General features: G+C 68.5%; 4 protein-coding genes and 1 pseudogene. 2 read left to right on the top strand and 3 right to left on the bottom strand.

The features are described from left to right. Positions 1-231 precede the first annotated feature (231 nt). Both KZA10_RS08255 and KZA10_RS08250 read left to right on the top strand, forming a co-directional pair. Positions 232-1,248 (top strand): hypothetical protein, encoded by a 1,017-nt coding sequence (locus KZA10_RS08255; RefSeq protein WP_218682624.1) that lies wholly within the window; start codon positions 232-234, stop codon positions 1,246-1,248. Continuing rightward, positions 1,248-2,723: a hypothetical protein gene (locus KZA10_RS08250; RefSeq protein ID WP_218682623.1), complete on the top strand. Its 1,476-nt coding sequence runs from the start codon at positions 1,248-1,250 to the stop codon at positions 2,721-2,723. Before KZA10_RS08255 ends, KZA10_RS08250 begins: the two co-directional genes overlap by 1 nt. On the opposite strand, the pseudogene KZA10_RS08245 reads toward KZA10_RS08250, so the two are convergent. From KZA10_RS08245 to KZA10_RS08235, 3 genes and pseudogenes are all read right to left on the bottom strand, one after another. After that, positions 2,656-3,177 (bottom strand): annotated as a pseudogene (locus KZA10_RS08245) (aminotransferase class III-fold pyridoxal phosphate-dependent enzyme); the annotation flags it as partial. The gene KZA10_RS08250 and the pseudogene KZA10_RS08245 sit on opposite strands and share 68 nt — an antisense overlap. Beyond that, the gene (gene ddaH, locus KZA10_RS08240; protein WP_127483051.1) at positions 3,174-4,052 is read right to left on the bottom strand and encodes a dimethylargininase; all 879 of its coding nucleotides are present in this window, start codon (positions 4,050-4,052) and stop codon (positions 3,174-3,176) included. The gene ddaH and the pseudogene KZA10_RS08245, both read right to left, overlap by 4 nt. 184 nt (positions 4,053-4,236) lie before the next feature. Then, the coding region (locus tag KZA10_RS08235) for a zinc-binding dehydrogenase (RefSeq protein WP_218682622.1) at positions 4,237-4,651 on the bottom strand (415 nt) is incomplete at its 5' end.

Below are 4,651 nucleotides of genomic sequence, written 5' to 3'. Positions count from 1 at the left end.
GACCACGCAGATCTACACGCACGTCTCGGTCGACGCCCTCCGCGACATCTACGCGACCTCGCATCCCCGCGCGCGCTGAGGGGAGAGGTCCGTTATCGGACGCGCCAGGGGCATCGCCCGGATTCTTCACGACGCGTGATTTATCATCCCTCAGGTGGATGCGGGGCCCGCGTCTGACGATTTAGCGTGGAGGGCTCCGGCCATCTTCGGTCGTACAAAGGAGTCTTTCGCATGCGTTCCACCGTTCCTCTCGCCGCGCTCGCGGCGTCCGCCATGGTGTTCATCCTCACGGGCTGCGGAGGCGCGTCCTCCGACGACAAGCTCAGCTACGAGGACTCGCCGCTGAGCCAGTACCTCTCTGCGGCGTGGGGCGGAGACCTCTCGCAGGAGGAGCAGCAGAAGAAGATGGAAAAGGAGCAGGCCCAGGTCGAGGAACTGGTCGCGCAGTGCATGGCCGACGAAGGGTTCGAGTACACACCGAACGCCAGCAACGGCACCGTCATCTCGGATGGCGGCGAGTGGGAGCCCGAGAAGCGGGAGTGGGTCGAGAAGTACGGCTACGGGTACGTCAACAGCCCGTTCGCGGAGCAGGTCGAGGAGAACCCGTCCGAGGAGGAGAACTCCGACCCCAACGCCGACTACGTCTCCTCGCTCTCGGAGTCGGAGCAGACCGCGTTCTATGAGACGCTCTACGGCCCGAGCCCGGCGGAGGACGAGATGGCCGAGGACGGCAGCTACGAGTACAGCTGGGAGGACGCCGGCTGCCAGGGCTGGGCGCAGCATGAGGTCCAGGGCGACGACATCACGCAGGCCGAGGAGTTCAGTGCCCTCCGCACGAAGATGGAGGAGCTGACGACGGCGTCGCAGGAGTCCCCGGAGCTGGTCGACCTCAACGCGGAGTGGGCGTCGTGCATGGCAGACAAGGGTGAGCCCGGCTTCACGAAGCAGGCCGAGGCGGCGGAGTCGATCATGGAGGAGCAGAACAAGATCTATGAGACGGCCTACGGCGACGGCTCGGAGCCTGTCGACACCGAAGCCGCCGATTTCGAGGACCCGAGCAAGAGCCCGGAGATGAAGGCGCTCGGGGAGCGGGAGCTGAAGCTGGCCCTCATCGATCTCGACTGTCGCGAGAAGACCTCCTTCGCGACGAAGTCCCTGGAGATCCAGTTCGCGCTCGAGGAGAAGTTCATCGCCGAGAACAAGACGGAGCTCGAGGCGTTCAAGGCCGCTGCAGAGCAGAGCAAGTGATGCGCGAGGACGATACCCCGACCACGAAGCTCCCCACCGGATCCACGCCCGCATCCGAACCCGAATCCACGGCCGCATCCACGGCGGAGACGACGGCGTTCTCCGAACTCATCGACGGCGCCGATCCTGATCCCGATGCCGAGGAGAAGGCGACGGAGGCGGACACCTCTCGCGTGAGCGGGTGGGGACGGGTGCTGCGGGGGAATCGTGCTCTCTGGATCGTGGCGCTCATCGCCGTGGTGTGCCTGGTCGCGGGGTTGCTCGTCGGCCGCTTCCTGATGTCGCCGGACGCCTCCAGTGCCGATGCACCCGAACCCGGCCTCGTCACGGCACCGGTCGATTTCGGCCCGCTCAGCAACGACGTGACGTTGCGTGCGGATGTCGGATACGCGGACGCGGTCGAGGTGAAGCTCGACACGTCGGCGTTCTCCGGCGCGGCGGTCGTCACAGGTCAGGTCCCTGAGGTCGGAGCCACTCTCACCCCGCTCTCGATCGCCCTCGAGGTGGTCGGGAGGCCGGTCATCGTGCTTCCGGGTGAGCTCCCCTCGTACCGCACGCTGCGGTTCGGGGTCTCCGGCCCGGACGTGCTCCAGCTGAAGCAGGCACTCACGAGCGTCGGGATCGGCGTCGGCGATGTGAACTCGAACGTGTTCGATCGGGCCACGGCTGATGCGGTCGCCCAGCTGTACGCGCAGGCGGGATATCCCGTGCCCTCGCCCGAGGACGGCGCGTCCGACGGCGTGCGGGCCGCCGAGGAGGGGGTCCGCGCGGCGCAGACCGGAGTCACGGAGGCCCAGAAGGCGCTGAACGAGGCAGGAGCCGGACCCAGCGCCGTCGAGACCTGGCAGGCCGATGTGAAGGTCGCCGCGGCCCAGCAGGCTCTCGCCAAGGCACAGGGCGGCGATGGAGACGTGCAGCAGGCGCAATGGGATCTGCAGACCGCCCAGCTCGAACGGGACGAGCTCCGCAAGGGCAGGGACACCAGCGCCCAGCGCTCGGCACTCGACTCGGCTCGCGCTCAGGTGACCTCTGCCAATCAGGCTCTCGAAGAGGCTCGTCAGAAGGCGCTTCCCTACCTGCCGGCGAGCGAGGTGCTCTACCTCACTGAGCTCCCGCGCCGGGTGGACGCGGTCGGCGTCGAGCGCGGATCGGTGCTGTCGGGCTCGGCCATGACCGTCTCGGGAGCGACGGTGCGTCTGACCGGTGCCGCAGCCGAGGCGGACGCCGCCCTTCTCACCGCGGGGGCGGAAGGGTCGTTCGAACTCCCGGACGGGACGGCGCATCGTGCCGTGATCTCGGAGCTGAAAGCGGGCAAGGACAACAAGGCGCGGTGGGAGGTGCTCCTCGATCCCGATCCGCTCACGCCTGAGCAGATCACCCGCACGTTCTTCCCCTGCAGCTGGGTGCGTACGGCACGACGTCGAAGCCCGGCGTGTAGGGGCCGAAGTCGTCGCGGGCCGTCTCGTCGTCGCTGAAGCTGACGATCGTGGTCGTGCGGCCGTGGAAGTTACCGGCAGCCACGATGATGCGCGCCTTGCCCTCGGGGATGCCCTTGACCCGGTAGCCCCATGCACGGGCGACCTTGATGCCGGTCTCGACGGCCTCGGCCCCCGTGTTCATCGGCAGCACGAGGTCTTTGCCGGCAAGCTCGGCGAGCGCCGCGGCGAACGGTTCGAGCCGGTCGCTCTGGAACGCACGGCTGACGAGCGTCACTCGACCGAGCTGCTCGGTGAGCGCCGCGACGAGGGCCGGGTGCCGGTGGCCGAAGTTCACGGCCGAATACGCCGCGAGCAGGTCGAGGTAGCGCTTGCCCTCGACGTCGGTCACCCATGCCCCCTCCGCGCGGGCGATGTTCACCGGCAGCGGGTGGTAGTTGTGTGCGACGTGCGGCTCGGCGCCTGCCGCGGTGGTCTCGTCGAGCGCGGTCACTTCGCACCCCGCAGTTCGAGCGTGCAGCACTTGATGCCGCCGCCGCCGAGCAGCAGCTCGGACAGGTCGACCATGATGGGGTTGTATCCGCGCTCGCGCAGCTGCTTCTCGAAGCCCTTCGCACGCGGCGAGATGACCACGTTGTAGCCGTCGCTCGCCGAGTTCAGGCCGAACACCGAACCGTCTTCGTCCGACACCAGGATCGCGTCGGGGAAACGCTCCTCGAGGATGGCGCGGCTCGCGTCGTCGAAGGCACCGGGAAGGTAGGCGATGTTCGCGCGCTCCGGGCCGCCGTTTTCCGTGCCCTGCACCGGGTCGAGCACGGCGATCGCGGTGTCGAGGTGGTAGAAGCGCGGGTCGACCAGGTTGAGCGAGACGACCTCGCGACCGAAGACCTCGCCGACCTCGCGGTGGCTGTCGCCCGTGGAGCGGAAACCGGTGCCGGCCAGGATCACGTCGCCGACGAGCAGGAAGTCTCCCTCGCCCTCGTTGACCTCCTTCGGCATCACGGTGTCGTACCCCGCGGCGCGGAACCACTCGGCGAAGGCCGGCGACTCGCCCTGGCGCTCGACGAAGCGGAACTCGGGCACGTAGGCGCGGCCGTCGATGAGGAAACCGCCGTTGGCCGTGTAGACCATGTCGGGGTACCCGGCGAGCGGCTCGATGAGCTCGACCTCGTGGCCCAGCTCGATGTAGAGGTCGTAGAGCTTCTGCCACTGGGCCACCGCGTTGGCGGTGTCGGTGGGCTTCGTCGGCTCCATCCACGGATTGATGGAGTAGTTGACGGTGAAGTGCTCCGGCTTGCACATGAGATAGCGGCGGTGGTGCGCGGTGCGGGCGGGGGCGGTGGAGACGGCGGCTTCAGGCGTCGACATGGGTGCTCTCCTCGGAGGACGGGCGCGGCGGACGCTGTCCAGGGGCCCGGCGGTCCTTCGACCCTTCACTCGTTCAGAGCGGGCTTCGGGGAAGATGCGACTCGGGCACGCCGAGGTCCATTGTGTCACCCGCCCCCTGTACGCCGCCAGAGCGCCGTGCGGTGCCACCCCCATCCGGGCGGGATCAGGAGCCGGTGACCACGACCTTGCCGACGGTGTGACCGGCCTCCAGCCGCGCGAGGGCGGTGGATGCTTCGCCGAAGGGGTACTCGCGCTCGATCACCGGCACCACGCGACCTTCGGCGACGAGCTCGAGGAGCTTCGCCAGCACCTCGGCGCGGGGCGACGCGGCGAGCGGTCGGATGCTCCGCGAGCCGATAGACAGGAACACGGCGCGCAGCATCCGCGGCAGAGGACCGAGCACGTGTCCGCCGTCGCCCGTGACCAGCACGACGTTGCCGCCGGGAACCACGAGGCGCTTCAGCTCTCGAAGCGGGATGCCTCCGGCGATGTCGATGATCACGTCGAATCGCCCGTCCGGTAGCGCGCTCAGCGGCGACACCCGGTGATCGAACGTGCGCACGGCGCCCAGCTGCTCG

The sequence above is a fragment of the Microbacterium sp. BF1 genome (assembly GCF_019279095.1).
Taxonomy (GTDB): domain Bacteria; phylum Actinomycetota; class Actinomycetes; order Actinomycetales; family Microbacteriaceae; genus Microbacterium; species Microbacterium maritypicum.
Note: the sequence above shows the minus strand (reverse complement) of the source record. Positions and strands in the feature narration are given on the sequence as shown.

Excerpts from the sequence above, each read along its gene's own strand:
- KZA10_RS08255 (WP_218682624.1), top strand. The coding sequence starts at position 232 with ATGCGTTCCACCGTTCCTCTCGCCGCGCTCGCGGCGTCCGCCATGGTG.
- KZA10_RS08250 (WP_218682623.1), top strand. The coding sequence starts at position 1,248 with ATGCGCGAGGACGATACCCCGACCACGAAGCTCCCCACCGGATCCACG.
- ddaH (WP_127483051.1), bottom strand. The coding sequence starts at position 4,052 with ATGTCGACGCCTGAAGCCGCCGTCTCCACCGCCCCCGCCCGCACCGCG.